The following is a 25034-nucleotide window of genomic DNA, read 5'->3' as shown; positions in this document are numbered from 1 at the left end:
TCTAGATGTCAGTCACAAAATTTCGTCACTTGAGATAAAAAAACGCCTGCCGCGGCTTTAGCACTTTCACTTTAGGCGGATGTTACTGTTATTTATGTTTATTAGAGGCGGGTTCGGATAACGCGTTAAGATCTGCCCTCAACGTTAATTCCTTTGATTTGAGAGAACCAAGGAGTGCTTGCACGCGACCCTTCTGTCCCTTTAGTTTTGCCAGTTCGGACTTTTCTCCCTCAGAGCTAGGCGACGTTTTGGCCCGCTTGAGGATGTTGATGTCTGTTGTTAGCCTTTTTTCCATAATCGAGGCGGTTCTCTGTTTTATTTTGATTTTTCTGAGATTGCCAGCGATTTCAACTATCGTCTCAAGCTTCTGGCCCGCCGCGACAGCCGGGGCCACTATAGTTTTTATTTCATTGATTTTGTTATTAATCTTATTGTTAAGATTTTCGACGTTATCCTTTTTCCGAGGCTGAGTGCCTTTGGCTGCTTTAGGAGCCGTGGACTGGGATAACGGGATGCTAGCGCTCATTTTGTCGCCTGATACCGGGGCTTTTTTCTTGCCCTGGTTTGTATCAACGCTGACAGGAGCAGGCGCTGTTTCATGCGTACGATGCTGCGAATGCGTTTCATAGTTTTCCGGCGTCACCATTTTAGGCACCCGCTGCTGTAGGGCAGTGCAAAACTCCTCAATCTCATCCGCTTTTTCAAGATAGTTCAGACTGTAGTCAACCTCGGTGCTATGAGGTTGAGCCTCATACTTATGCTGAACAAAAACCTGATCTTTTTCTTCGAACTCAAGCGTTCGCACGGAATCTATCTTTCCTTGCTCATTAGTATGGACAAAACTCATCGAGGATATGTTGTGAGCATCCATAAAGTTTTTGATAGTCTTAAGATAGTGATCGTCGTTCTGATCTGCCCGTCGTATTAACGCATCGGGCATATCCATCAGCTTAATATTAGAAAGATTTCCGTTCTCGACAGCGGTTTTGACCTCATCCAGCGTCTTGTTAATAAGCTTGTCAATATTGTTATGGCCAGATTTATCTGTATTGCTTGTCGCAGATAAATGTGAAGGGTGGATTGGACTTAAAGCCTGGGAAGTCAAATTGTTAATTGCGGACATTATTTAATTCATCCATAAACATAAAAAGTCATGCACAGCAAAAGGCGCAAAGGGATTTTGATGCTCTATTTTTTGGACCTTACATCCTTGTAGGCCAGAGAATAATCTGTTTCGGGGAGGGGGACTGTCGAAAATATGCATTAATTATCGGAAATCAACATCTGGAACTACGGCCTAGGAATGATAACGACCCCACAGGGTGGCAATGACCTCAGCGGTGTCATGGCAGGCCTGGAGCACCAGCTTGGTGTCCTGCTGGCTTTTCTCGCTGCGACAGCCGGCTAAATGCTGTTTGATCTGCGTCTCGCCGCCGCGCAGCTGCGCGAGCAGGGTATCGCGAATAATCCCGCGATCGTCGCGGCGTAGCACTTTTTCCAACTCGGTTAATCTGGCCATCAAGCCTCCTGAAATTAAAAGTTAAGCGGCACAGATATCACCTGCTGCCCGCGCATAAAGGTCACGGTGCGGTGAGTTATCGAGTAAATTTTAAAGCCGCTGGGCAACACTGCCCCTTGCTGTAGCCGCATGCCGTTGGCCAGCTGCAGATACACGGATTTTTTGTTTCCCCCCACGCTAATAAGCGCCGAAGGAAGAATATGTTCTGCCTGCATCGCGGTCGGAATATTTTGATAATGCGCTTTAAGGCTGAGGCGATCGCGACGATTAAACGCCTCGATAATCTGCGTTATTTTAGCGATGCTTTTGGCGTCTTTTTCACCGCTGACCATAAACTCCTTACCGACAACGGCAATACTCAGCCCTTCCATCACCTCGTTTTTGTGCAGCTCATCCACCAGCAGCTGAAACAGCTCCGCCTGGTCATTGACCACCACCCACTTCTTCAGCAGCGTTATCTCATGCAGTCGCATGGTGGTTCGTTGCCATGCCGCATCGGACTTGATTGAGCCATGGATCTCCACGCTGTCAGGCGTTTTACCGCTGGTGACCTCTGCGCCCAGATATCCATTGAGGATAAGCAATTGGCGCACCCGCTGGCGCAGCGTATCGCCCCCCATGCTCTCATCGTGGAAGTTAAGTCCGTGCTGCCGTAACTGGTGATGTAAATCCTTCAGGCTTTGCGACGAGGCCACCAGACCGCTAAGCCTGACGGTGCCATGGGAATCGATATCCGCCTTAAGCCCGGTAAACTTTGGGTCATTGAGGGTCTGCTTTAACCAGTGACCGGGGTCAAACGGCGGTGGAGGTTGCACAGAATGATGCATAAACCCGGCGCCAATCACCGCCCCGGCGGTGAGCAACAGCCCCAATGCGGCACCTACAGGCCAGGAAAGCTTCTTTTTGCTCTCGCTTTTAGCGACCTGACGCACCGGCAGAGACGGCGCAGGGAGTTCGCTCTCAGGTTCACCGAGCAGCAACATCTGGCCTGCCAAATCGATAACCTGCCCCAGCGGCAGCATTTGCGAACAGTCCCAGGGTAACCCACCGACCCAGACAGGCACCGGCGGCGCGAGCATCACGCCCTCTTCGCTTACGGTGAGCACGGTGCTAACGCCCTCTTCCAGCGGCAAGGCAACGTCGGGATCTTCACCGCTGAGACGCGTTTCTCCGGCGGGGAGGTCTAACTCTCGCCCCGCCAAAGGACCGTTCAACCATTTAACTTTATAAAAAAACTCCATGCTTGCTCCGGTCTCAGAGTTGTGACGAAGGCTGAGCCTTAATCAAAAGAGAGAGGGGTAAGATGTTGAATTAGATGGAAGTAAGTAGGAATCACGGTTAGCAACAGAGCATTACCGCAAACAGGCATGCTACTTAGAGGGTTGTAGCATCGGTTTGCGGTAATTTTTTGCCCCGAATATGCCCCTGGGTTTAAAATCGATTTTTTAACCACTAGGACTTTCTGGTACAAAGCTTTTCACTGCTCTCACTAAAGCCTTATTTTTAAACTTAAGTTGCTTAGCCAGTCACGCCTGTTATCGTTTCAATTTTCACCAGCAGGCATCAGCCCATGATTGATTTTTTTCCAGGCTTCACGATGTTTAATATCGGTTTTTTCCCTGTCATGCGAACAGCACACTCTGACAAAAAAGTGCAATTTTCCTTATCTAAAATTTAAACTGCCCGGACTAATTCTCCTCTGTCACGATTAGGTGCACAGAGTTTTTTTGCTTGCAACATAAGGAACTCGTTGTATGGTGGCAGCGATTATTATTGGTATTTTTATCATCAGCGTTATTTATGCTCATTCCCGCGGTGTGGAAAAACAGAAGTTCTCACGCCAGCTATTCGACCATTCGACTTTCATGGCCCCCATAAATATGTTTATGACGGGACTTTCGCGTTTACCTTCGAAACAACCTTATATCCCCGTCGAGGATTTTCCAGAATTACGCCAACTTACAGACAATTGGCAAGTCATAAGAGAGGAAGCTATTCGTTTGCAAGACCACATTAAAGCTTCGCAAACTCATAATGATGCCGGGTTTAACACTTTCTTTAAGCGTGGCTGGAAGCGATTTTACCTGAAATGGTATAGCGAGGCACATCCCTCTGCACGTGAGCTTTGTCCTATAACGACTGAGCTAGTTAGTAACATATCAACAGTAAAGGCAGCCATGTTTGCCGAACTGCCCCCAGGTAGTCATCTAGGTAAACATCGCGACCCATATGCTGGTTCAGTGCGCTATCACTTAGGTTTAAAAACCCCCAATGACGATCGTTGCTTTATTGAAGTAGACCAACAGCGTCATAGTTGGCGTGATGGGGAAGCTGTAATCTTCGATGAAACCTATGTCCATTGGGCTCAGAATGAAAGTGAACAAACGCGGATTATTTTATTCTGTGACATTGAGCGTCCCATGAGATGGCGATGGGCCCAAGCGGTTAATCATTGGGTAGGTGCTTCATTGATGTCTGCTGCTGCTTCACCCAATGATGACAAAGACCGCACAGGGGCGCTTAATAGAGTATTCAAATATGTTTATGCCCTGCGTGATGCAGGGCAAAGACTTAAAAAGCGTAACCGCCGTCTTTACTACTGGGTAAAACATGGTCTTATAGCAGTCATCTTCGCCATCATAATTATCCCAAGCGTATTCTTTTAAATCCACCTATGGTGTGAATGAGCAGAGATAAACTCGCAAACTTGCTCTTTTTCAAAAATTTTTTCTCAGCAGAAAGAGTTATGTACACATTGCATTTAAGCCGGTTTCACAACCGGCTTTTTAGTTCAGAATCCAATATTTTTAACAGGGTTGAGTCAACCCGACCCAAAAACGGAACATTTGAAAAGATTAAAATCTAGAGGTATGGTGTATTTGGAATTTTGTTTGATTGTATACATTTTGTATAGCCCGTGTTCATGCGGGCTTTTTTTTGTGATCCAATTCCCCCCTCAACTGCAATTATTGTTGCCAACACGATTACATTTAGACACACCCACTTTCGGTATGATTACATAATAAGGATATACTGCAAACATTCAGGCTGTGTGTAGCGTGGTATTGTTATTAGTGTGTATTAAAGCACATGTGTGTAAATATTTTTTATTTTTAATTACTTAGCCCATCTCCTGATGGGCATTTTTCTAAACCAACGGGCAGTCATCAAACTCTTCTATGCAGGCTTCATTGATGATTTGCGTCTCCACACCCCAGGCGATCGTTTCCATCCCCTCGCTCTTCTCATAGATAAGTCAGCTAAATGCCAGAAGCGGACGCGTATACTCCATCGACCCTGCGATAATTATCGTTCTGGCTAGGTCATAATGCATAATCTGGCACTTCAGAATTAATAGCGTACTGAGAAAAGATATAGCCTTTTTCGACTTGCTTTTCCTTATTTGTTATGTGGCAAAAGGGAATTTATATGGCATAAATGCACTAAATGAATATCAAAGGGAATGACCTTATGTCGCTTTATGACCTTAGGACCGAAGCAAATGCATTAACTGAGGCCTGGCACTCTCAAGTATTAGGCCGAATTGGGGAAGCAAATCTCAAAATTTTACGAATGGATGCACGCTCAGTAACTGAAGAGGTACATGAGTATGACGAGGGGTTACTGGTCATTGATGGACGTCTGGAACTGAGTGTTAAAGGTAAAAAAATCTCTGTAAGGTCTGGCGAGCTTTATGTAGCCAAAGCTGGCGTTCCTCATACTGTGGAAATCGGCAGCTTTGGCACACTGGTTATCATTGATCTACCAGAAACATAAATTGTCTCTTACCCTCAGAAACGTATAGTCTGAATCATTGGCAATGTTTCTTCCAGCGGATAGCCTGACTGTCCGCTGTGTGCCAAAAGCGGACCGTCAACAAGGTGTGCCTGAACAGATCAATCGTCATTGGTCCATGGTTGAGTCTCAACAAGTAAGTTACTACTTAGTATTAGAATGTGCTAGATATTCTAGGGCGCAGTCAATACCTTGTTTTAAAAGATCCCGTATCTGTAATCCTAAAAGTTTTTTCATCTCAAACTTGAGGATAATGTTAAGTATCTCAGAAATTTCTTTTACGAATGTTTCCTCATCATGAAGTAAAATTAAACTTGGATTTTCGTAGCGACTAGAAAAAGTCCAGGCAATATATTTCCACATATGTTCGGGGGTTTCCATCAAACTTTTTACGAAGTCTTGAGCGCTTATATGGGCTAGAATGGGAATGTTGTAATATTCCCCGCAGGAACTATTGGTTAACACCATGCTCATGAAGAATTTCTGCCCATCCGTTTTCATCAATACTAGTAAATTTTTGGCATGTTCAGGGTAGGTTCTCTCCAGTGCCTCACTGACCTTAATTTCCAAGTGTTTTATTGTTTCTTTAAACTCATTAGTGTCTCTCTCCATATAACCACAGTTATCCCATACATCATTTCTCTCAGTTTTTTTCCAAGCGATTAAGTCTCCATCTTCCATATTATTGATATAATCACATGCTTCACGAACAATCTCGTTCTTTTGCGTTGATATGATTCCTTCATCCTGCAACCAGAGGTAAACTCCTACAATATGAAGGAGAACGCCAACTTGTTTTATTTTATGATGCTTGAGATTACTATCAATATCATTCAAGGCGTCATCCAACACTTTTTGGGAAGTATTCCTGGCAAAGTAGGCTATTTTCCAGCTAGGAGGATTCTCTTTTTTAACGTAGGAAGATTCACAGATAGCTTTTTCCATGGCCTCTTTGTTAAAAATACTTCCATCTAAAATTTCCACCCAAGTGGGGTAATCAAAAATAAAATCACTCCATGTTACACTAGGATATTGACGTGGTATTTTAAGAATTTCGTTTTCGCTAGTTTCATTGTCTGATAGCTCTTTATACATTAGAATGGTTGAGTCTGCAAAGCGCGGTATATTTTGAGCCTGAAAGTTGCCGGATTTTATCTCAAAAGATAAAGCTAAATAAATTTTAAGTAAGTGATTCAATAAATCAATGTTTTGATGGTGAACTTTTTTTATATGTATCAGCAGGAACTCAAAATCCCAGAGTGCTTGCTTGAGATGGCGCAAGTTTTTGTATGTTGACTCATTGTAAATTTCTAATATTATTTCAATGTTTGCACTGTAATAATTTTGGGAAAGTTTTCCTCTTGCATGTTGCAAAAAACTTTTAATAGCGTCTTCTACATAAGGTTTGACCTCAAATGTTTTTCCGATAAGCTTTTCTTTGATGCGAAAATATATGTCATTCTTATTATTTTCATCGAGGGGTGTGGTTTCCTGATTCTTTCTATTTTGTTTTGATACATCTTTGCTACTTTGGGAATTTATTTCTTCTTCATTAGCTAAAATAATTACTTTTCGCCCTTGCTGTTCTACGAAGTGGTTGATGTATCCCATCAAACTGTCTAAGGGTATAGACGCACGCTCCAAATCGTCAAACACAATGAGAAAGTCCGATGTGTTTTTAAGGAAGTCTGGCAATTCTAAATTTGGTAACTGGGGAGATGCACTGACTGAGTGGTGAGTATCTAAATCTATTTTAACAGATGCTTTAAGCAACCCTCTCGCGACTTTTCCAACTACGTCCATTGTTTTTGAAGACAAAATGGGGTGTAATTGTTTAAAGAACTCGTTATCAATTTGATCAAAACTTGTTATACCATAAAGACTTACATACAGATATTTATTTTTTCCCGTTTCCGGATCTTTAATGTCTGGTAGGTCAGATAAAAGTTTATTTATAAACCACGTTTTACCGGTGCCCCACTTTCCTTTTAGAAGTATGGCATAGCCTGGCTCCTCATTTAAAGAAACGTAATTTTTTATATAATCTTCAATGTGTTTATTTTCGTTTTCCATTGCATTCATCCTGTTGTCTAATGATAATCTTGAACTGTACGATGGTTTGTTTTCTTTTCTGTAATCTGGATTTTTTATGCTAATAATATTCTTTATAAATGATAAGCATTTTCCGGCATTTCATATTCCTTTTATAATGCTGGCGCCCCCCTGTTTAAGATAGTACGTTATAAAATTAAAGATACACTTGTTATCGCTTTTGATTATCTTAATAAGATTAATTGGTGGTGAGATAATACATTTCTAGTTCTCATTGTGCAATGAAATACAAAGACTAAAGTTTATCTAGTATTAAATGTTAATGGCACGATACATTTTTCTAAAGTAGGTTTTTTAGTAGAGAATTCTATTCCTTTACTTAGTGACCAAGGCATCCCCACGAGGAAGACTCTGAAAGAGCTTCGCAATGAGTTAAAAGTCGCCAATAACATGCGTTTAGCAGCCGAATCTGCGACACATCTGGCCCTCGAGCATAAACACACTATCAGTGTATCCATCTGCATATTAGAAAATATCGGGAGCGCATTTCAACCACACAAGCGTTGTATCCACTTCGGGCTCTATCTTATAAGAAAGCTCCGGTGTTGAACTGTCATGGGGGGGAGGAACTGGCATATGAAACCCTTTAATTACAAGATGGAGGATGGAGGATGGAGGATGGAGGATGGAGGATGGAGGATGGAGGATGGAGGATGGAGGATGGAGGATGGAGGATGGAATAAGAGACGCTTATCACTCTAACTTCAACCCTTTTGTGATGAAAAAGGTTTACCAGCGTGTTTTTAGCTTCAAGCATTGAAGTATCTCACCTACGGTCTGACCTGCAGAAGAAAGTGATTGATGCGGTGCGCACGATCTGTTTTCTATAGAAAGCCTGCGCATCCTGAGTGGCGATTCTGTGCCGACTCATTTTTACTTGGGAGGTGTGCTTTCGTGCTGCCCTGTCTTACGGTCCTTTTTATGGTGTCTGACTCGTCCTATATGATGCTTTTTAGGCATGTTATGGATTACCGGCATTCTCCACAATCATCGGCGTTTAAAAAACCACCTTTTCAGAACATGCTTTTGCAATCCCCAGTCCGTTACGGGCGATCGGTTGCCACATACCTAAGCATCACACCCAAATGACCAAGATATCTCAAGTGAAGGGTAACATTTGAACGTCAGCTGTGTGCCAACAGCGGACATTGCTGGCACATGGTATGTTAGTTTAATGGGGGCAGGTCATCTCTTTACATCAAACCCATGCCATTGAATTATTTTTTGTCTGTAATTGCGCTGATCCCCCTTATTGTGAATCTCTTATCACCATTGAAATATCGAGGGGATTTGAAATAAGGACCATCTTTAATTCTTGTTGCTGTACTTATTAGATCCTCGATGGCTTTTTCGAGCCCTTTATCCGCAAATGCTATCGAGTCATCACCTCTTGGATAGCCGGGCGTTGTAACTGTACACGGTATATTAGGATGATTAACACAATCTAATAAGTATCTGTAAAATACATCTTTGGGAATGACTAATCCAAACTCGCGCCAAGCATATTTCTTCCCCCAATAGTAATCATTTTGCACGGCGTAATTTACTCTTGAATCATTCTTGCCTTTGTTTTCATCATGCTTTTCTCTTGAAACTAATTTTGCACATTCGTAGCTAATATATTGATTAACTATAGAGGATTTCGATACACAAGATATATCTACCATTTTAACTCCACCTGCTTCGGTAAATCCTATATTGTATCTTTCTCCAGGGACTAGCTCGTTTTCAAAGTTAGCTTCGAATTGATAGGTTGTATCTGTTGTTGCTGGCTGGAATGTGTGTAGATAACGACCATTACCTAAATTATGTTTCTGGTAGTTCGTAACAATCAGGTCGTGGATTGTTTTTAAATCTCTCGACTTCATCATTTGATCCATTTTATAAAAGTGTATCGGTAAGCTTACCCCACTATCATACACCCGTACGCAGTGAGACTGAAAATAAACCTATATCAGATAACAGCCTTCTTTGTAAGAGCACTTCCTTTTCGTAGTTCCCTTCTGTGACAGTGCTTTGTGGTCAATTCATCGAAATACGGTGGGCATTTCTTGTGAGTTATTCCCGCATTCACTGCGGATACTCTCACCATGATTAGCAGGTAACGCTCGCCGCAGTCTCATGACCGAACGGAGTTAGCGAATGAGCGAGGAAGCGGAAGAGCACCCGTTGCTGATGTGACCTGCTCACTATTGCCTAACACGCCACAATTTAAGTAATGCCTTTATCAAATTGCGAACTTCCGCTTCTCGCTCATAGCAGACATCCGCAAAAGACAACGGCGCTGATGTTAGAAAGCACACATCAGCGCCTTCCGTTGCCGTTGTATAGGAAGTAGGTCCTGTTTTCCCCCTCTTCAGTGGAGATATCCGTATACGTCCCGCCATAGAACTCGATCCACTAATTAGCCTCACGCAAGGACAGATGCCAATTCCTTCTGGCAAGCTCCGCAGCAAAATCGACGCTCGTAACTGTCAGTCTTCCCTGTGGGGACCTCTTCACAGCGATATCAAACGCCCCGCTTTTTTCACATTCACGTGCCATTTCACACCTCAATAAATACTGTTCATACATACAGAATAACCATGAGATGGGAAAATTTGAAATGGGCTTCGCTGGAGAAAATGCTATCTTATTGAGTATAAAAAGAAGAAAGTTTGGCAAGTTAGCGCCTGTACGGATCACGCCTTAAAACCGTCTTTAATGGCCCATTTAGGTTGACGTCATACTTTCTACGCTCGTGAAACCATTGAAAATCTGCGTGGTTAGCGCGTAATTCTCCAGAGCCGTATCATTATCAACAGTACTTGAGGCGTTTGTCTGGAGCGGGATATTAGCTATAGGTAGGGAGCCGTTAAGATTTGCATAGGCTTCACTCGAATATACCGCCATAAAACCTGAAACATTACTGCCATTGCGCTGAGTATTGTGAGCTGTTGCATACGCTTCGGGAAATAACGCCCCTCTAAAATTCCAAGAACCTTTAATGCTCATTTAATTATCCTATTAAGATGTCGACGTGGTTGTCGTTGTACTTGTGTCAGTAGTTGATGTCGTATCCGTCGTTGTAGTTGCCACAGTGACGTTATCAATATTGGTTGTTGCCGTGACATCGGTCAGAACTTTATGCGTTGCCGTGACTACAATATTGCCGGTATACGTTGAGCTAATTTGAATCCCGTATGAGGAATATGTAGGATTTGACAATGAAACGATTGTTCCCGCTTCCGTAGGAGATATTGTGTAATCGTAATCAAGTGCTGGGGCGTTTGCAAAATTAAACAACGAATACATATCATATGTACTTCCCGCAGTGGCACTCTCGACATCACCAGCCGAGGTAACGGTGATTGCGCTACTAATTATCCCTGCGGTTGTCAGCAGAGAAATAAGGTTATTTAGTTTATCTGCAATGTTTTTAGTTTGTGTTCTATCAGCAGCTTCGCTGATATCAGTGGCAGCAGTATCTGTATAAGTTGTTGGTAAATTAGCAGTCGACGGCACTATCCCTGGTATTTCTAACAGTCCTTTAACGCTTGCTAAATTCGCTTGCGTTAATATTGTTTGACCGTATGGGGTGATAAGAATCGCACCACCACCTCTCAGGTTAATAGCTTTATTGCCAGTAATAGTATCCGTGCTATTACTTGAATAATTCCACATGTTAGAACCTCACAATGTTAAATTTCATGGTAATTGATGGCTGCGATTCCTGTCGGGCATAGAAACCAACACCGGTTGCTGTTACTCCATCATCGGCATACTCTGTTTGAGCGGTAAGTTCCCACGAAGCATCGATGTTCTCATTAAATATCGAGCACGAGTCATTCCCTTTCATATGTACATCAAAGGAACCAAAGCAACCGCTAAAATCACTGGTCATCGTTACGCGGAAAACAGTCCCTTCATTCAGATATTTATCTGTGGTTTGGTCGCTCAAACCAAATACTCTCGTCGCCGTACCGTTGCCGACAGCTAATTGCACAATTGATGCGCCGCCTTCAATCCCTCTGTATCCCATATAGAGCTTAGATGCGATATTAACATAATCACCATTTACGTTAAGGAATGGGATATCACTATATGCCCGGTTAACAAATGAGGCCCATCCATATTGACCATTGCCCGTGTTATATATTGAGACATCCTGAAAAGTTGTTGTCATACCGTCGAACGAGTTAGCATAAACGAGATTGCTCGTATACGTCTTACCACCAATATAGCCCGATAGATAAGCCATATTGGCGTTCATACGAGCAAACGGAGCCATCTCATAATCGTGCAGGATATCAAAGTAATTAACATTCCCTATTGATGTATCGTCAGTTGCTGTATTTACCGTATCGAACTTTATTGCCACACCATCAACTGTCGTACAGCTTATGGTGTCACCAGCAGTCCAAACAAATGTGCCATCAGTATCAGTATATGCGAGACTGCTTTCCCATGACGATACCACAACATAAAACCATCCTTGCTTTGTATAGTGGAACATGAAATCAAGTTCAGTGGTCCCATTCGTTAATTTAAGCCCCTGCTGACCCCATATGTTACTAATCCCAGTCGTATCTACTAGGCGTATAACAGCTAAATTCTTGCCATTATAGTCCATATTTCCTTTTACTTGGAGATATTGCCCATATGTATGACACATAATTCCGCCATGCGTATTGGCAGCGTTAAATTTGATATCAACATTGCTACCCTCGTTAATTTGCGCGCTCCCGGTAGCACCATTGGTTAAATACACGCCTAATCGATTTTCGGTCCAAAACCCACCAAGAATATCTGTTGAGCCGTTTGGGGAAGTATTATTACTGAAGTTAGTGACAATATTGCAATACATTGCCATACCTATCCATATTCTCGATGACGACATGCCATTCCGAATAGGACTTATCGCGTCCGCCCTTCTATTAACATTCCCATCAACCCTGTTTATCCAAATATCTATTCCGTTGATATTTCCGCCATCGACACCTGCCTGAATCATTGCCGTGCCTCCGAAAAGCGAATTACTAATAGGCCAGTTATCAGATGCATAAAGCTCGTTGATATAAAGTTTAAAGCCTGTAAGAGGGAACCCGACAAGTAAAATCGGGTTGGAGATTGTATACTTCCCATTCCCCCTTACCTCGCCGATGCTATTAGTACTTGCGTACGCGATTGCAGCATTGAATGCTGGTGAATAATCCATTACATCTGTAACTAAATCAGAAAAATCTTCGACATTAATAAAACTGTTAAGTTTGTTCCCAGCGGAGTTCATTGGATAACTATTACTAAGTGCATATCCAACCACCCCGCTACCAGGTGTTTTAGATAGATTTTCACCGAAGCTATAGTTTTGTGCTGTTAGCTCTGAAATATACTCATAATTCCCGACTCCGTACTCATAATATTCTTTTGCAGTTGCAGCATCATAGGAAATATTAGTCCACGTTCCATCTGAATTGTAAGAGTAGACTTGGTCATCTATGCCGTTTTTATACATATCACCGACCGCAATCGCACTGCCATCGTTTCGCGTTGTTGGTGCTGCGTCTAACGTACCAATGAACCAGGATGAAAGCTGAGTTGAATAGGAATAATACTGCTGCGCCGAATAAGAGTATGACTCTGAATTATTCGAATAAGCTAACGCATTTGCGGCTGCTTCAGCGGCTGCGGCAGAATAATCACTATTACCCTGCGAGTATAATTTTGCAGTTGCAGCTGCTACCTTTGCTTCCTCTGAATAGCGCTGCGCTTTAATGACATCATTTGAGGCCATTCATTTTCTCCGGGCGAAAAAAAACCGCCGAAGCGGGTTCTTTATTTGAATTTTATATTGGTGGAGTTAATCTAATTTGCTAGATGGTTACTCTGCTGGCGCAGTAGGCCATTCAATATCGGGGGCGGTCGTGACATTCACAGACTTAAGCGCCTTGATGTAGGTTACCCACTCAACTAACTGCGCCCTATCCCTGTCGTTAATCGTCCCCAGCAGCAGCTCAGTTTGCCAGATGGATATGGTGCTATTCGCCGAGGCTAAAAGTTTGCTTTGGGTTTTGGATGCCTGTTCCTGCAATTCCGCGCTGGTATAGCTGCGTGCGACCACATTCTCCCCGTCAAATACCCATTCTCCCAGGCTGTCGTTGTCTATGCCTTCAGGAAGCTCATCAACCTCAACCACGCTCAGCCCTGCAGGGTAAAGTCTTGATGGGTCTGTAGCGATAGCGCAGATCACCCCGCTCGACTCGACGATTGCAAGTGCATATTTCTTGGTGAATTTTGCCAGCGACTTAAACCAGTCTTCTCCAGCTTCATCTTTGAAATACTGAACTCCATCCCCCATATGCAGTTCTTCAGGGCTATATCGCTGTAAATTGGTCAGTTTCATAATTATCCTGCTATTGTCGCCCAGACACCATTACGGTAAATCTGGATTGGTGCGTATTGCGCATTAACATCGTTATCGCTGTCGCCGGAGGCACTTGTCGCTACACAACCAGTAGGTGTGGTGACCATAGAGGAAACGTGCGAGATGGTAACTCGCGTCCCCAGTTGCACGTTACTTACACAGGCTGCTAGTGCATTGTTGAGATAATCGGAAAGGTATCCTCCCCACAAACTGCCTTTGACGTTTCCATCATTTTGGTAAACAGCTGTCCCCGCATATAAGTACCTCGGGATTTTTAGATCACCATTATTGAAGAACTCATAGTAAACGTCGTTCGAATTGTCATGTACATGTATTCCGTGCCTTGAGCCATTCGCGTCGTTGTACCAATAAGTGTCTGAAAACTGATTCGTGTTTGCAAACAAGCGATACCCATTAAGAGTATATGTAATACTTGATCCGGAGCCGGAACTGACAACGCCGGTCGCAGTAAACCCTATACCTGTAGAGGTCGAAGTGAATCCAAGGGTATTAGATACTGCCCCTGTGAGCTCCCCGCCACTAGTTGATAACGCGCCAACATCTGTAGCCGTTAGTGAGTCTTTCGTCGCGAGTTTGCCGGAGAGTAGGTACACCCCTATCCCATCGCAGTAAATCTCATAGGAGTATCCGGTCGCGATTGCAGGCGCTACGCTGCCGCCAGTGGTGCTCAGAATTACGTTAAAGGAACCGGTGCAGTTATTGACGATTCGCCATCTTTTTTGCCATTTGGGAAGATATAGATAAACGTTAGCAGTAAGCGTGCCCTTCAGCACGATAATGGGCTTGGCCGCGTCAAGGCAATTCATCGTCACGCTCACAGATGCCAGACTTACTGATGCCAGCCCATAAAAATCGAGCGGCACCCAGCCGGTGGCGCTGGCCGCTGTACCCTCCGGGTTCGTGCCGTTAGCATCTGTGGTGTTAAGCCAATATCCGGTCAGGTCCGATGAAGGCACTACAGCCCCTTTCGGATAGCCCCCAATACCGTTTGAAAACGCTGCATCAAACGGATAGCCGCCCCCGGCGTCATGCCACTGTAGTTTGTTCGTCACGTCATACAGCACGCCGTTAACATCCAGCCCTGATGGCGGGATACCACCTGAGGCGATCGCCGTCCTGGTGAGTGGTGGGAAGCCGACATCATAAGTTGCCTGGCCGTCGGCCAGCGACGCAGTGGTTGATGTATCGGCGATATCGTTACGATCGCCGCTATGGGCAAATGCATTTGGCAAACGGTCCGGGATTCCTGAACTTTTCATTATGTTGTCTCGAAGATGTAAGAAACCACGCAGCCCGCTGGGCGCGGCAGAATATTGCCGTTCTGGATGATCGCTAGATCTGTGGTGTTAGGCGTGAAATTAAACCGATATGACATAGCCCTTGGGCCATCGTGCTGCACCCAGGCATTACCGGAGCTGCTGAACATATACATCAGCATCGCGTTCATTTTCGGTACCGTGCAATCAGTGATATTCATCATGGCTTTCATCATGATGGCTTTTCGGTAGTAGTCATCTGAGAGCACTACGCGCCCAGTGGCGCTCATGGTCGGGTCATAAAACGGATAGGTATTGAATGGCTGCGGATCCGTGGTGGTCGTTACCTCGAGCTGCGCCTCGCGAAACCCAAAATAGAGATTGGTGTCGCTGTATTCCATTGTGCGGCTCAGGTTGACGATCTTGCCCCATATATCCAGCCCGTAGGTATTAGCCGTGCTGACATCCCAGATATTCGTGTAGAAGTCGTCGATAAATTCAGATGGGCTTACGGCCTGCCAGAGCAGGTTAGCCATATTGACGATCCCAGGGGAGTTGGAATATTGCCTGAGGATGACAGCACTGACATCGAAATCAGTGAATCCTGTCGCCATAAGTTAGCTACTCAGTGTTACCGTGATGTTTGCCGAACTCAGTGAGGGTATTTCGTCAACGCCGAATTCAAGGCTCGTTGAAAAGGTCGTGTTGTCGGTGGATAGCTCAATGCTGAGGATATTGACGTTTTGCTGATCGATATCCTGCACGCCGCCATAGTAACGCCCGGCGTAAATCGTGGAGCCGATCCGCGCGCGCGTTCCACCGTCCTCCCCGCTGAATGCGTCCATTACCACCGTTTGCACTGAGGCTGTCAGGTCCTGCGGCAGATAATCGCTGTTCTCAAGCGTCACCTTTACGTAGATGGTTTTTACCGTCGGCACTGTCCAGTAGTAAGTGTACTCCGGGTAGTTCGAGGTGTAGTTGGTATCATCGACCATCGTGTAAGACGTTTCGCCTGCTGTCGAGCACTGTGTCGCACATCCTGGGTTCAGCTTGTTGTAAAACGCTGCGGCAATATCCGCCGCCTCGCCGCCGTACACCGCAACATAGGCGCTACCCACTGGGATTTCCACGGCGGTAGAGCCTTCGGACAGCGTGGTCGTGGTATTATTGGACTTCACATAAACGTCAGTGACCCCGGATAAACCCAGCAGCGTGGCGTACAGCGCCTCAATGGTGTTTTTGCTGTTGGCAGTAACCATCTGGCGGCGACGCCACTCGAAGTTATTCCGGGACTCTTCATCAGACCCAAGCACACCTGCGGCGGCGTTGGTGATGCCAGACCAGCCAGAGAAAGCCTGATAAATCTTGGTCAGCGTTCCCGCTGCGCACTCTATAGGACCGGTGGTCGTGTTGATGAAAGTGATCGACGCAGTACCGTCGCTGCCAATTGTGGCCGACGCCGTCGAATAATAGATATAGCCGCTTGTGTCCTGGGCGTACACACCTGCGGGAATAATGGTTCCCACCAGGCCGGTGCAAGTCGCGGTGACGGTTGTGCCGGTGGCGGCATTACGGTCAATAAAATAAATCTGCCCTATCGCATCCTGAAACCGCCCGCTGGCGAAATCAGGATTCACGTTATTTGCGAAGGCCAGGAGCTGATCGTTCTTATCGCCGACCACGGCCGTCTCGACCATCGCCATCTGGCCCTGTGGCGTCGTTAAATCGGTACTGGCGTCGCTGCCGTAGGCCGTCTGTGCGTCGGTCAACGCGCCGGTAAGCACGTCGATTAAATCGGGCGCAGTAATGCCCTCAGTGCTGAACGTCATTGACGGCACTGCTGTTGAAACTGTAGCGGTAGTGGTCATGATAGCCTCAGAGGACTAATTGAGAGGATGTTCCGTTGGTGTCAGTAATGACGATATAGCCGGTGGTGTTGCGCGTGCTGCGGTCAGGAACGAGCGTTACTGTGGCACTCTGAACGTAACTTAAGCGCGTGGCCTGCTTCTGGAGCCAGTAGGATAACAGCGTGGTAGTCACTGGCCGCCCGAGTAGCTTATCAAAGTAAGGAATACCGAGCGTGGTATCGTAGACAACTTCGTCCAACACCGTCTTGCACGCACAAGCAACGTCCTGGGCAACGGCATACGGATTGGTTACCGTCTTCAGAGCACCGTTACCATCGAGCACCACATCCCATGTATCGGGATCGAGGTATAGTGATCGTGTTTGCATTATTATCCTGAAGTTTGGAAATAAAAAAAGCCCACCTGAGTGGGCTTAATCGCTTACTTGAACATAGACAGGTATTTACCGGGGTCATCGTGGCAACCATGAATGAACTCGTTCACATGCGCACCCCAGCTTGATGAGAAATCCCTTGCTTCCTCCTGGTGTGTCTTATAGTAATTCAATGCATTGAAATAAATTTTCGGACTCAGCCCCGCTCCCTTTAAGTTCTCTTCAGCTGATTCTACCGTCCAAGGTTCCCCAGTATGTGAAGCGTTAGCCGCAGCCGCAAAAACCGCGCCGAACAACCCTCCACAGACACCCCACATCGGATCAGTGTCAGCAAATACTGTACTGGAAAAGAGGGACAGGGCTAAAACAAGGGATATTTTCTTCATTATCAATAACTCCATGCGTGTAGTTATTGATAAGGCTGCATTTTAGTCACTGCAACATCAAGCAAATTATTGGGGTTTAGCAGTATTAAACCCACCGTTTTCAACGCCACCATGAACGTGGGATGACAGCTTGATGCCGTTGCCGGTCACCTCACCCGAGGAGGTAATGGTGCCGGTGGTGGTCACCTCGCCGTCGATATTTACCCCATTCGGCGCCACGATATTAATGCCCGAACCGGTGAACTCGATATACTCTGTCGGCTCACCGTTTAACAGGGCGACGCCACCGAGATAGATGCCAAACTGCCGGGAATGCTGCTGGCCGGTCGATGCGGTGGCGGCACTCTTGCCTGCGAGCACGCCGGTGGTATTCTCATCGCAGATCAGCATCAACCCCATGTCCCCCACCTTTGGGTTGATAACGATGGCGCTCCCCCCCATCTGTAGGCGAAAATATGGGATATCAGAAACTGGCTGCACATCGATCGGCACACCCGATGCAGCCACCGGGATAATCAGGGGTTTAACCTTGCAGGTTTTGGCCTCGGCATCCACTTCCTCTACCGTAACCAGCTCAATAAATTTGCTTTCGCTCATTAACTTCCTAAACATAAATGCTAACGCATTAGCATCAGAAGATGAGTTATGTGCCATCATGGTTGTCTCAACTGCCATTTGCCACCCCATTTTTTGGTGTTAACAATAGCGTTGAGAAGAAAGGTCCATTATCCACCCAGGAGGATATCTGGTGTGATGATTGAGCGTTAATGACATATTCACCAGACGCGTTAGGGACTGAAGTCGAGAGGTCTACCGCCTTTCCAAGTTCATATTTTGGGTTATATATTGCCGAGCAAAACAATCCAAATTCCATGAACGTTGGGTAACCAATCATGCCCGTATCGGGCGATAACGATATAATCCCATCATCGATAGCAACTCCTTCCTGATAGGCGTTAACAGTGGAATACCCCCAGGTGATAAAAATCCTGTTTGGACTGACCGCATCGCCAATCTTTTGAAGTTGGGAGGCTGCGCTCCCGCTTAAGCATATGCCATCAAAATCGAAGGATACGTTGCACACCCCTACTGACATTCCCACCTTCTGCGCCACTGTGGAAAGAACAGTTTTAAGTGATACTTTTCCCTGAATATTTGTGTCAGTGATAGGATTATTAAAAGTTGTGGGCTGTGCAAATACCTGTACTTGCAGCGGAACATCTGGAGCCTGGTTGTAATCTGGCCTTGCCCAAAAGATAACCCCTTCAAAGAATAAAGTGCCATCTACTTTGAGCCTTATGGTTGTACCTGGCCGACTGTTAAACCTAAACCCACTACCCGAGATGATCGCCATCTGCGATTCACTCAGCCCGTAGATACTCGCATCCATCGTATAGCCGCTCATCCCGGCATTGATATTTTGCGATGCGATTACCTTAGCGTCAGAGATATGCAGCGTATTGCCGTTTGCATCAGAGGTGAATGATCCTCCCGTCAGGCTGATGGTGACGTCAATTTTTCTGGTTTTATAGGTCATGCTGCGGCACTCTCCAGCTCTGAATTGGTGATGTAGTAAAGTTGGTACCGGCCGCCCAGCTCAGACCATTCAGGATCATCTGAACCCTGGGTATCGATAAAAAATAGGTCCCCCAGAAAACCGCTCTTGGCCCGCAGGTAGTCATAGCGAACTATCCGATTGGCATTGAGGCACAGAACGCCTAGGCACACAGCGATATCGCCGACCCACAGGTCCATATACAGCCCGGTAGAGTGCTGGTGAACATGCATCGTACAGGTCACGCCATCCAGCACGATATTGAACTGCTGCGACATTTCCGCCGCCAAAGTGATCACTTGCATCACATCACCCAATTTTTTAGAAGCGAGTTAACACCCGAAACGATCTGATTACCCGCTTGGGTTGTGGCAGACTCCCAGGCCGTCGAAACACTCGTGGCAGCGCTGCTTATTTCAGTGGTAACTGCGTCGGCGGCCTCTCCCAATACTGAAGAAAGACTGGCTTTTCCACTGCTGACCGCGTTGGTCACATCTTTCAGAGTTGCGTTTACAACTGAGCTTTGTGTTTTTACGGTCGTCATGGCAACGCCGCCAGATGTTTTATCGTTGCTACTGACGGTCGAGTCCTCACTGATGCTGATCACCTCCTGAAAATAGGCATTAACAATCATCAGTGTTACGCCCCGTCCTTCCTTCATCTGGTAGTCGTAGTGGACTAGGTCACATGAGCCGAAAGTGGTGTCGGGGGTTTCAATCGTGTAAGTGTTCGCGCTGGCGATCATCATATCGAGGAGGTTGATCAGCTTTTCGCGCGAAAGTGTTGTCAGGTTGGTGAGATTCGGTATTGCCCCGCTGTATCCTGTCCAGCCCTCGAGGGTGAAGGTTAAACGGATGTCACCCGGACGCCGCACCTTGTTATAGCTGGTGAAGCTGCCTTTTTGGATCGGCGCGTTCGATACCGCAGCATCGGAGGACCGCTCGAACCCTACCCAAGACGTAGGAGTGAAAACCTCCGTATTGGCTGTGAAGGATGCTTTAAAGCTCGAATTGCTATCCACTGTGGCGACGGTGATGCTGTATCCAGGCTTTAGCACGCTGGAAAGTATGCTCGTGAGACTACCGCCCTGCACAGCGCTGAGTATCGTCGTTTCGTTGAGATTTAACGCCACTTTATTGTCCTGAGCTGTAAGGGATGATGGTTCCTGCAGAACGCTTCTGAATGTCCATTGCCAACGCTGGCCCCGTTGTCGCGCCGGTGGTCATGCTTCCAATGCTGATATGCGTCGTCGTGGTATTGGTATCGCCACCACGATGATTAACCACTGAATTGCGCTGAGCGGCCATATGAGAGCCTGGTGATGGCATGCCTGCAATTACCTTGGGGACATAAGCAGAAGTTTCACCAGGGAGCGCTGATAGGCCGTATTTATCGACGTTACCAATCCCCCAGTTATAGGCGGCCAGCGTTTTCTGTAAGTTGCCGTGATAGTGCTTAAGGAGCTGTGAAAGATATTTAGCGGCAGCCTGCGCCGACTTCTGTGGATCAAAAACATCATTCCCTGATAGGCCAAAATCTTTCGCGGTACCGTCCACAAATTGGAACAAGCCTTTTGCGCCTGCGGCGGATTGAGCAAATTGATTACCGCCTGATTCTGTAGTGGCTACGGAGTTGAGCAGCCCGGCGGGTAGACCATATTGCGCCTCAAGTTGCCCAAACTGGCCGGACATAAAGGCCAATAGTTCTTTACCCTTGCCAACGGCTCTAGCCGCCTGCGCATGTTGCAAAGGAAAAGGCACATTGGCATATGCGCCTGACGCCCCCTCTCCCTCAGGTAGTACGCCCGCATTTCCTGCGTGCAAAGTCGGCAAAGCATCATAAATCGCTTTTGCGAATGCTCCCCAGGTTTGCGCCGTCCTGATCTTCTGAAACGACTCATTATTGCCAAACGCGTAGTTTAATACCTTATCGATCACTGGTTCAGAAACAGCAGCGACCGTACCCGTCACTCCCAGTTTGCCGACTACTCCCCCCGCACCACCTAAAGACCCCAGCCCCATTAGCCCTCTGACTGCGCCAGTAAACTGGATCACCCATGAGGCAACTTTGAGACCGATTAATATCTCAATGGCGTTCTTCCAGCCGCCGACTGCATCGACGCCTTTATTGGCCCAGTCAACAACATCTCCAATGGCTTTCTGGATTTTATTTAAAGCCGCTTGTACCTCTTTAGGGTGCTGGTTTATCCATTCTGCCCACTGGTTTAAGTAGCCAATCAGTTTTTCTGCATAGGGTATAAGCGCCACATAAAGCGTGTTTTTCATGGCTGTGAACTGAGCATTCAGATCGGTCATTGCATCGTTAAGTTGCTTTGCCTTTCTCTGTTCATCGGGCGACATATTTGAAATTTGCGTGTATCGCCTGACTGCGGGTAAAAACTCACCGCTTTGGTTGCTTTGTATTTCCGCAGCATCAAGTCCTAACATCGAACCGTATTGATACTGGTCAGCCTTATTCAGCCCGCGCATACGGGACATAAGGAGCTTCATAACATCACCAGCGTTATGAGCAGACATTACCTGAGAAGACACACCTAAGCGTGCGGCCACCTGGTACACAGAGCCGCTGTAATCATGGAGGCTATTCCCCGTGTTTAGCTGCTGCTGCACACTGCCCAGCGCACCGGTAATAGACTGTGCCGTTGAGCCAGCCCTTATAGCGGCTTTTTGCCATCCATCCAGCTCTTTAGCCGACATCCCTAACGCTTTGGACTGGATCGAAAGCTGCATAACGCCTTTCGTCATGCTGGTGACAAAGCCGACCGCGCCGCCGATCGAGAGGCTAATCCCCGCGAATGCCAGTAATTCCGTTTTTAAGCCGGCGAAAATGTTTTGCGTCTTCTTGGCCGTGTCCTGAAGTCCTTTTTGCATCTTCGAAGATGCAGAACCGAGCTTCTTTTGCGACTCTGAAGTTCGCTTTGTAGTGTCGTCAAAGGAAGTGACCAGCAGAGCAAGGTTCTTTTGAATGGACTGAACCATTGGCAGCACGGCTTTTTGAAAGTCATTCAGCTGTTCAGCATCGACGCCGATACTGATATAAAATTCTTCTAAGGTGCTGGCATCCATTAATCACCGCCGCTCAATATCTGTGTGTTGTGGCTGTCTACCGAGGCTATTTCCAACAAGTCATAGACGTCTTCTAGGCTATAAACCGTCTGACATTCGTACAGCGTCGCCAACTTGGAGGAAACCACCGACGCGATCGTGACCGACACGTTGGTGTACTCGATCAGCTTTTTGGTCGGCGGAGCCTGGAGGGGTGTTTCTACTCTGCGGCGTCGGTAAAAAAATCGATGTTAATTTTGATAGCCTCGGCACGAATTTTCGATATTGAAGAAAGTTCTTCAATATCGTCTTCCTCGAGCGCACGCGTAACGGTTGGATCAGACGGGCTTGGCATGATTTGCACCTGAGCCATTAGTTCGGCTTGCAAGACCTCTGAAACCGCTGGGTCAGCTTTGATCAGCATATCCATGAACATGGCTTCGACGGCTTTCGAGGCGTTATCTTTGTCTACGGAGGTATTTTCTTCATTGCCCTTACCGGCAGCAGCAAAGAGAATTTGCGCCATAGCTGCCGCGCTACCGATCTGGCTGAGTTCAGCCCCCTTACCACTACCGTAAACGCCATTCAGCAGCCGAAGCGACCAACGGTCTATCTGCGCCGCTGACATTTCGGTGATGATGAAACGCTTACCCTTATCGCGCCCCTTGTTGAGCGAGACTGTTTTTTGCTTACGAGCCATTTAATTTTTGTCCTTATTAGGCTGAGTATTCGCTTGGGATAACAGTTTCCCAGCGGATCAAAGCAGTGATGGGCTGGACAGTCTTACCGGCCCCGGCCATAACCTGGCAGTTAACCAACACACCATTGGTGCAGGTGTACTTTTTGCCGTGAGTTGGGAAGATGATCGTGGCATTGCAGCGGAACACTGCGATGCTGGTCCGGCTGGTAGTAGACCAGGTCTGGAATTTGGTATAGGTCGGACTGTCCGGCATGATGTGCCATGTCTGATCCACCGCTGCCATGATTGCGCCAGCAGAGAGCTTGCCATCGACGCCAATAACGGTTTCGGCCAGCTCAAGTGAGTTGGCATCGAAAATGTTATCTGCGGAAAAGCCCTGTAGCTGGAACCCGGACGGGTAAAGGTTGGTGACGGTCATTGTGGCAACGACGTCAGCTGATGTAATTATTCCGCTCATTACTGAACCTCGGTGCTGTTAATGGTCAGCGACTGGATCATGCCGCCGTCGGTGTACCAGAAGTAGATGACCACGTTGTCGCGGTCCATGCGCTGCGTCGCCGTGCTACTGGCGATGTACATGTAATAGCCCTGGTTAGAAAGGGTCGAGCTGACGTCTACGCCTACGATGGACTTAATCGCGAGGAGCTCGCTCGCGTCGAGGGGCATGCCAGTAGAGAAACCGCCCCAGGCCTTAAACTGCGCGATAACTTCAGCGCACCAGGACTCGATGGTCGCGGTGCCGGAGGTGTTATAAGGCAGATAGGTTTTATCCAGGAAGCCGGTTAGCACCGCGCTTTGCAGATTGGCATTAAGCCAGATTTGCCCGAGATAGGCATCGGCCCAGAGGAATTTTCCCGTGATGCTGCCCGGTGACCAATATTTCTCGGCAATGTTATTCGCCGCGTATTGGCCGTAGAAGTTGTAGCCGTTCGCTTTTAGGGCGGTCCATTCAGCATCGTTTGATGCCTGGGCCAGCAGTCCATCGAGTTGGGTATACTTCAGCGAGTTGCGACCGTTCTGCTGGTTGAAGTTAAACGCCGCTGCCCAGCCCATTACGCTCGCTGCGTGAGATTGGTCGCCATAGACCGGGATCACCCCGCCGTAGCTGTAAACCTCGTCAATCTGGTAAGTCATCGTCTCAGTGCTGCCAGATACGATTTCGGTGCCGTCATTGGACCAGCCAATATAGGCATACCGGTTGTTCTGATTCGATTCCCATTCTGCAAAAAGCAAATGCTGGCCGACCGAACACTCAAAAGCAGTAGAGAACGTGGCCCAATCGCCCGTAGCGCCGACCAGCGCCGTAAGGTTAGCCGATGGGTCAGTAATGGCATCCGCGCCCTGTGAGACCAATGCGCCGGTAGCAGAGGTCAGCAGCAGCGATGCTGCCAGATCGCCAGAAGCGTAGGTTATTGCCGAGTTCTCGCCGGTCGTCGCCGAGGCGATGATAAAGGCTTTCACGTTCGTGTCGTAGGTTACGGTCACGGTATTACCCAGTGCGGTCTCAATCGTGGTGGCCGCTTGAGCGAAACTGGTCACCGAGGCGAAGTCGATAACTCCCGAAATCGGTGCGCCATTATCCACGGTCAGGGTTAGCGAGCCGGAAAGAAGTTTGAGCTGTGCCACGGTCAGAGCGAACGCGCCGGAACGCAGCCAGGCGGACGCCGCAGCAGTGTTGTACCCCCAAAAATGCAGGGTGCCAGGCAGAGAAGTAGCGTTGCTGTAGCCGGAGAAATACACCTCGGCCATGGAATACTCAGTCGATGCGGTACCGAAATAACTTCCCACATCGGTATCACTGGTAAACGTCAGCAGCGTGCCCAGCGGCGCATATGCGCTGTTTGTCAGGATAACCCCATTCAGATCGAGTGCATTGCCTGCTGCGGCCAGCACGCCTGGGGTTATCTGGATATCTTTATTCAGGGAGATAGACATTTATTGTCTCCAGAAACGAAAAAACTCGCCGTAGCGAGCCATATTG

At 46.9% G+C, this 25034-nt stretch carries 25 protein-coding genes; 2 read left to right on the top strand and 23 right to left on the bottom strand.

The features are described 5' to 3' along the window. Positions 1 to 88: 88 nt before the first annotated feature. The 3 genes from O1V65_RS06315 to sctD all read right to left on the bottom strand — a co-directional run bounded on the left by O1V65_RS06315 (position 89) and on the right by sctD (position 2760). On the bottom strand, positions 89 to 1123 hold the full coding sequence (locus O1V65_RS06315) for a hypothetical protein (RefSeq protein WP_269130325.1): 1035 nt from the start codon (positions 1121 to 1123) through the stop codon (positions 89 to 91). Between the two features lie 174 nt (positions 1124 to 1297). Further along, the gene (locus O1V65_RS06310) at positions 1298 to 1519 is read right to left on the bottom strand and encodes an EscE/YscE/SsaE family type III secretion system needle protein co-chaperone (protein ID WP_017491259.1); all 222 of its coding nucleotides are present in this window, start codon (positions 1517 to 1519) and stop codon (positions 1298 to 1300) included. 14 nt (positions 1520 to 1533) lie between these two features. Next, entirely contained in the window at positions 1534 to 2760 is a 1227-nt protein-coding gene (gene sctD, locus O1V65_RS06305) for a type III secretion system inner membrane ring subunit SctD (protein ID WP_227953814.1), read from the bottom strand. A 513-nt stretch (positions 2761 to 3273) separates the two neighbouring features. On the opposite strand from sctD, the gene lpxO reads away from it, so the two are divergent. Continuing rightward, complete coding sequence (lpxO, locus tag O1V65_RS06300; protein WP_269130324.1) at positions 3274 to 4185, top strand: lipid A hydroxylase LpxO; 912 nt, start codon at positions 3274 to 3276, stop codon at positions 4183 to 4185. Positions 4186 to 4990: 805 nt separating this feature from the next. After that, positions 4991 to 5296, top strand: a complete 306-nt coding sequence (locus O1V65_RS06295) for a cupin domain-containing protein (RefSeq protein ID WP_026110730.1) — start codon at positions 4991 to 4993, stop codon at positions 5294 to 5296. A 162-nt stretch (positions 5297 to 5458) separates the two neighbouring features. Here the strand turns inward: O1V65_RS06295 and O1V65_RS06290 are convergent, their stop codons facing one another. The 20 genes from O1V65_RS06290 to O1V65_RS06195 form a co-directional block, all read right to left on the bottom strand. Further along, a complete protein-coding gene (locus tag O1V65_RS06290; RefSeq protein ID WP_269130323.1) occupies positions 5459 to 7387 on the bottom strand; it encodes a P-loop NTPase fold protein in 1929 nt (642 codons plus the stop codon). Between the two features lie 1256 nt (positions 7388 to 8643). Beyond that, complete coding sequence (locus O1V65_RS06285) at positions 8644 to 9297, bottom strand: hypothetical protein (protein WP_269130322.1); 654 nt, start codon at positions 9295 to 9297, stop codon at positions 8644 to 8646. Positions 9298 to 10138: 841 nt separating this feature from the next. Beyond that, positions 10139 to 10420, bottom strand: coding sequence for a hypothetical protein (locus O1V65_RS06280; RefSeq protein WP_017491602.1), 282 nt, complete (start codon positions 10418 to 10420; stop codon positions 10139 to 10141). Between the two features lie 12 nt (positions 10421 to 10432). Continuing rightward, the gene (locus tag O1V65_RS06275) at positions 10433 to 11089 is read right to left on the bottom strand and encodes a hypothetical protein (RefSeq protein WP_269130321.1); all 657 of its coding nucleotides are present in this window, start codon (positions 11087 to 11089) and stop codon (positions 10433 to 10435) included. A 1-nt stretch (position 11090) separates the two neighbouring features. Beyond that, positions 11091 to 13199 carry a hypothetical protein gene (locus O1V65_RS06270; RefSeq protein ID WP_269130320.1) on the bottom strand — a complete coding sequence of 703 codons (2109 nt, stop codon included), beginning with the start codon at positions 13197 to 13199 and terminating at the stop codon, positions 11091 to 11093. 87 nt (positions 13200 to 13286) lie between these two features. Then, on the bottom strand, positions 13287 to 13808 hold the full coding sequence (locus tag O1V65_RS06265; protein WP_269130319.1) for a tail fiber assembly protein: 522 nt from the start codon (positions 13806 to 13808) through the stop codon (positions 13287 to 13289). Positions 13809 to 13810: 2 nt separating this feature from the next. Beyond that, positions 13811 to 15109, bottom strand: a complete 1299-nt coding sequence (locus O1V65_RS06260; protein ID WP_269130318.1) for a hypothetical protein — start codon at positions 15107 to 15109, stop codon at positions 13811 to 13813. Further along, on the bottom strand, positions 15109 to 15720 hold the full coding sequence (locus O1V65_RS06255; protein ID WP_269130317.1) for a DUF2612 domain-containing protein: 612 nt from the start codon (positions 15718 to 15720) through the stop codon (positions 15109 to 15111). Before O1V65_RS06255 ends, O1V65_RS06260 begins: the two co-directional genes overlap by 1 nt. Positions 15721 to 15723: 3 nt before the next feature. Then, positions 15724 to 16974 carry a baseplate J/gp47 family protein gene (locus O1V65_RS06250; protein WP_026110494.1) on the bottom strand — a complete coding sequence of 417 codons (1251 nt, stop codon included), beginning with the start codon at positions 16972 to 16974 and terminating at the stop codon, positions 15724 to 15726. 7 nt (positions 16975 to 16981) lie between these two features. Beyond that, entirely contained in the window at positions 16982 to 17341 is a 360-nt protein-coding gene (locus O1V65_RS06245; protein WP_269130316.1) for a contractile injection system sheath initiator, read from the bottom strand. A gap of 53 nt (positions 17342 to 17394) precedes the next feature. After that, on the bottom strand, positions 17395 to 17733 hold the full coding sequence (locus O1V65_RS06240) for a hypothetical protein (protein WP_017491612.1): 339 nt from the start codon (positions 17731 to 17733) through the stop codon (positions 17395 to 17397). Between the two features lie 66 nt (positions 17734 to 17799). After that, a complete protein-coding gene (locus O1V65_RS06235) occupies positions 17800 to 18330 on the bottom strand; it encodes a hypothetical protein (protein WP_269130315.1) in 531 nt (176 codons plus the stop codon). Positions 18331 to 18397: 67 nt separating this feature from the next. After that, on the bottom strand, positions 18398 to 19270 hold the full coding sequence (locus tag O1V65_RS06230; protein ID WP_269130314.1) for a baseplate hub protein: 873 nt from the start codon (positions 19268 to 19270) through the stop codon (positions 18398 to 18400). Beyond that, positions 19267 to 19593, bottom strand: a complete 327-nt coding sequence (locus O1V65_RS06225) for a phage baseplate plug family protein (RefSeq protein WP_017491615.1) — start codon at positions 19591 to 19593, stop codon at positions 19267 to 19269. The genes O1V65_RS06230 and O1V65_RS06225 overlap by 4 nt, the downstream gene beginning before the upstream one ends. Next, the gene (locus O1V65_RS06220; RefSeq protein ID WP_269130313.1) at positions 19593 to 20420 is read right to left on the bottom strand and encodes a hypothetical protein; all 828 of its coding nucleotides are present in this window, start codon (positions 20418 to 20420) and stop codon (positions 19593 to 19595) included. The genes O1V65_RS06225 and O1V65_RS06220 overlap by 1 nt, the downstream gene beginning before the upstream one ends. A gap of 1 nt (position 20421) precedes the next feature. Beyond that, the gene (locus O1V65_RS06215) at positions 20422 to 22374 is read right to left on the bottom strand and encodes a lytic transglycosylase domain-containing protein (RefSeq protein ID WP_269130312.1); all 1953 of its coding nucleotides are present in this window, start codon (positions 22372 to 22374) and stop codon (positions 20422 to 20424) included. After that, complete coding sequence (locus tag O1V65_RS06210) at positions 22374 to 22523, bottom strand: transglycosylase (protein WP_269130311.1); 150 nt, start codon at positions 22521 to 22523, stop codon at positions 22374 to 22376. Before O1V65_RS06210 ends, O1V65_RS06215 begins: the two co-directional genes overlap by 1 nt. A gap of 50 nt (positions 22524 to 22573) precedes the next feature. Then, a complete protein-coding gene (locus O1V65_RS06205; RefSeq protein ID WP_269130310.1) occupies positions 22574 to 23053 on the bottom strand; it encodes a hypothetical protein in 480 nt (159 codons plus the stop codon). 16 nt (positions 23054 to 23069) lie between these two features. Further along, a complete protein-coding gene (locus O1V65_RS06200; RefSeq protein ID WP_017491619.1) occupies positions 23070 to 23510 on the bottom strand; it encodes a phage tail fiber protein in 441 nt (146 codons plus the stop codon). Next, the gene (locus O1V65_RS06195) at positions 23510 to 24988 is read right to left on the bottom strand and encodes a DUF3383 domain-containing protein (protein ID WP_269130309.1); all 1479 of its coding nucleotides are present in this window, start codon (positions 24986 to 24988) and stop codon (positions 23510 to 23512) included. Before O1V65_RS06195 ends, O1V65_RS06200 begins: the two co-directional genes overlap by 1 nt. Positions 24989 to 25034: the final 46 nt, after the last annotated feature.

Source organism: Rouxiella badensis, from assembly GCF_026967515.2.
GTDB classification, from domain to species: Bacteria; Pseudomonadota; Gammaproteobacteria; order Enterobacterales; family Enterobacteriaceae; genus Rouxiella; species Rouxiella badensis.
The sequence above is the reverse complement of the archived record's forward strand: the minus strand, read 5'-3'. Positions and strand labels throughout refer to the sequence as shown.